Source organism: Paraburkholderia sp. (assembly GCF_036488505.1).
Taxonomy (GTDB): domain Bacteria; phylum Pseudomonadota; class Gammaproteobacteria; order Burkholderiales; family Burkholderiaceae; genus Paraburkholderia.
The window spans coordinates 1-3,283 of the sequence record NZ_DASXHN010000322.1 but is presented as its reverse complement, the minus strand read 5'-3'; the positions used below and the strand labels follow the sequence as shown (position 1 = coordinate 3,283).

Annotated in this window: 5 protein-coding genes; all 5 read left to right on the top strand. The window is 61.6% G+C overall.

Annotated elements, in window-relative coordinates; genetic code table 11:
* The coding region (locus tag VGH68_RS18955; protein WP_331605220.1) for a hypothetical protein at positions 1 to 402 on the top strand (402 nt) is incomplete at its 5' end.
* 261 nt (positions 403 to 663) lie between these two features.
* On the top strand, positions 664 to 1,086 hold the full coding sequence (locus VGH68_RS18950; RefSeq protein ID WP_331605219.1) for a MarR family winged helix-turn-helix transcriptional regulator: 423 nt from the start codon (positions 664 to 666) through the stop codon (positions 1,084 to 1,086).
* Positions 1,087 to 1,169: 83 nt separating this feature from the next.
* Complete coding sequence (locus VGH68_RS18945; protein ID WP_331605218.1) at positions 1,170 to 1,592, top strand: MarR family winged helix-turn-helix transcriptional regulator; 423 nt, start codon at positions 1,170 to 1,172, stop codon at positions 1,590 to 1,592.
* A 75-nt stretch (positions 1,593 to 1,667) separates the two neighbouring features.
* On the top strand, positions 1,668 to 2,768 hold the full coding sequence (locus VGH68_RS18940; RefSeq protein ID WP_331605217.1) for an HlyD family secretion protein: 1,101 nt from the start codon (positions 1,668 to 1,670) through the stop codon (positions 2,766 to 2,768).
* Positions 2,769 to 2,775: 7 nt separating this feature from the next.
* Positions 2,776 to 3,283: MFS transporter (locus tag VGH68_RS18935; protein WP_331605216.1), on the top strand; the 508-nt coding region annotated here is incomplete at its 3' end.

Below are 3,283 nucleotides of genomic sequence, written 5' to 3'. Positions count from 1 at the left end.
AAGCCAGTAAAAGAGCGCTTGAAACCAATAAAGGATGATTTCGTAAAAAGATGGTGGCTCGCGACCAAAAGCTGGTCTGTTGATGTTTGGGATGGTAAACATCGGTCCCTGATGCCCGCGATCTCGCTGGCACTGATGGTTTTCTTTATTCTTGTATTTATTTTTGCTGACTGGTTACAGAAGGGTGTTAGCAGCGATACCTCAGTGCAAATCTATCTCACTGGTGGCATTGACGGCTATTGTCCGGAAGCGCCAGATAAGCTCTATAAGCTCCCTCAATCCACCTCAATAGTTCGCTCGGAAAAGTTCTCCGACTTCCGAAAAGGGTCCGCGGCTCTTGACTGCAACCGTAGTGACGTCGCGGGGCGTAGCTGCACGCCGCACTTCGACGAACGACAATGAGGCGAGACGGGCTGCGCAGGCGACGGCTCGTCGCTCCATGCCGGAGGTCGTGAAACTGGAGGTCTTCAGTTCGCGCGCGCTCTCACGCACGGACGAAAACCGTGCCGCTTTGACCCTCGCGGCGTACTCTCGCCTATTGAACCAGCGGTCCGTTGACCTAGCCGGGACTCGCGCTTTCGATTCGCGCGCGCGAAGCTAGGCACGCTCACATATTGCTGGAAAACTTGACGCCGTGCATATGCACACCTACACTCCATCTCCATGAACCGTCGTCTTGCTTTCGATGAATGTAACTGCTTCGCGCTGCGCCAAGCGGCTCGGCACGTCACGCAGATCTACGAGCGCCATCTCGGCGGCGTGGGGCTGACGGCTGCGCAATTCACGATCCTCGCCAAGCTCGCGCGCAAGCCGAATTTGCCCATCGCGGACCTGGCCGAATCGATGGTGATGGAACGCACCACGCTAGTACGCGCGATGAAACCGTTGCAGCGTGAGGGGCTCGTGACGGCCGAAGCGGCGGACCACGACGGCCGCACATTGCTGTTTAGTCTGACCAAAAAGGGCCAGTCGACGTTTGACGAAGCATCCGTCGCATGGCGTGCCGCGCAGGACGAATTCGAACAGAAATTTGGCCGCGCGCGGGCGAAGACGCTGCGCGCCGAACTCTTCAGCATTACCGGTTAAACAGCATGGATGAACCCGCCTCGGCGGGTTTTTCTACATCCATCTATGTGCATATGCACTGACGAGCGAAGGAAGGCGCGGCAATGGAAGAGCTCTTTGACGACGACTGTTTTGCGATCCGCCAGGCCACGCGTCATGTGTCGCAGATTTACGACCGGCATCTGTCGAATGTCGGCTTGACCATCACGCAATTCTCGCTGATGAACAGACTCAAACGCACGGGTCCGATGACGATGAAGCAGATCGGCGAAATCATGCGCATGCAGCGCACCACGGTGGTCCGCACGATTCAGCCGTTGCGCCGCGACGGCCTCGTGACGAGCGAGGCGATGGGCGCGGATGCCCGCGCGTTGCTGATTTCGCTGACCGACGCCGGCGCAAAGCGGCTGAGTGAAGGACGGCCGCATTGGTATGCCGCGCAAGCCGAATTCGAGCACAGCTTTGGCGAGCAACGCGCGGCGTTATTGCGCCGCGAACTATTTGCAATCACCAGCGATTCGATCTGACATCACCGGCAGTGGAGGCTGGCGCGTCGCGCCTTTTTTTTCAACCTAAAGAGTGCATACGCACATATAGACATCATGTCCACAACTCCTTCGACAGTCGCGCCGGCGGGCGCGGTACAACCCGCCAGCCGGGCGCGGCGCATACCGTGGATGCTGCTGGCGATCATCCTGGTCCTCGTTGCGCTGGCGCTGGCCGTTTCGTACTGGTTCTTCGTCGGCCGCTTCGTCGAGACGACCGACGACGCGTACGTCGGCGGTGACGTCACGGTGATGGCGCCGAAGGTCAACGGCTTCGTGACCGACGTGCTGGTGCGCGACAACGAGTTCGTTCACGCGAACCAGGTGCTGGTGCGTCTCGACTCACGCGACTACGACGCGCGGCTCGCGCAGGCGAATGCCGAAGTCGACGGCGCGCGGGCCGCCGTCACCGAACTCGAAGCGAGGAAATCGCTGCAACTCGCGACGATCAACGAGCAGGCTGCGGAGGTCCGCGCGTCGGGCGCTGAGTTGACGCGCAGCGCCGCCGATCAGACCCGCTACCGTGAACTCGTGAAGGACGAAGCGGTATCGAATCATGTCGTCGAGCGGGCCGATGCGGATCTGATCAAAGCGCGCGCCGCCGTCGATCGCAGCGGCGCAGCGCTGATCGCCGCGCAACGGCAGCTCACGGTGCTCGATGCGCAGATCGCCGACGCCAAAACGCGCATCGCGACCGCGCAGGCGGCGCAGCGCGTCGCCGCGCTCAATGTCGAGTACACGACGATCCGCGCGCCGATCGACGGCTATGTCGGCAATCGCACTGCGCGCGTCGGGCTGCTCGCCAACACCGGGGTAGCGCTGCTGACGGTCGTGCCCGCGAGCGGCCTGTGGATCGACGCGAACTTCAAGGAAGACCAACTGAAGAAGATGCACGCGGGCGACAGCGTCGATGTCGATCTCGATGCGTCGAGTCGTGGCTTGCATGGCGTGGTCGAAAGCCTGGCCCCCGCTACCGGTGCGACGTTCAGCGTATTGCCCGCGGAAAACGCGACCGGCAACTTTACGAAGATCGTGCAGCGCGTGCCGGTGCGCGTGCGTCTCGAGGTACCGAAGGATATGCAGGGCGTGCTGCGTCCGGGTCTGTCGGCCACCGTGAAGGTGCATATCGATTCGGGCAAGACCGCCGCCCAAGGATAAGCCGATCATGAACCCCGTACTCGACAACCCGGCCGACCAGCCGATGCGCGCGAAGGTCTTCGCATTCACGCTGATGTGCGTCGGCTTTTTCATGGCGACGCTCGATATCCAGATCGTTGCGTCGTCGCTGCGCGATATCGGCGGTGGATTATCCGCGAGCCAGGATGAGCTGTCGTGGGTGCAGACCTCGTACCTGATCGCGGAAATCATCGTGATTCCGATGTCCGGCTGGCTCACGCGCGTGTTCTCGACGCGCTGGCTGTTCACGTTCTCCGCGTTCGGCTTCACGGTCACGAGCATGCTGTGCGGGCTCGCGTGGGATATCAACTCGATGATCCTGTTCCGCGGTCTGCAGGGCGCGCTCGGCGCCGCGATGATTCCGACTGTCTTCACCACTGCGTTCGTGCTGTTCCCCGGCCGGCAGCGTTTGCTCGCGGCCACCACGATCGGCGCGCTCGCATCGCTTGCGCCGACGATCGGCCCGGTGATCGGCGGCTGGATCACGTCGCAATGGT

What these genes read in the sequence shown, in the direction of transcription:
- VGH68_RS18950 (WP_331605219.1), top strand. Translation starts at nt 664, where the DNA reads ATGAACCGTCGTCTTGCTTTCGATGAATGTAACTGCTTCGCGCTGCGC.
- VGH68_RS18945 (WP_331605218.1), top strand. Translation starts at nt 1,170, where the DNA reads ATGGAAGAGCTCTTTGACGACGACTGTTTTGCGATCCGCCAGGCCACG.
- VGH68_RS18940 (WP_331605217.1), top strand. Translation starts at nt 1,668, where the DNA reads ATGTCCACAACTCCTTCGACAGTCGCGCCGGCGGGCGCGGTACAACCC.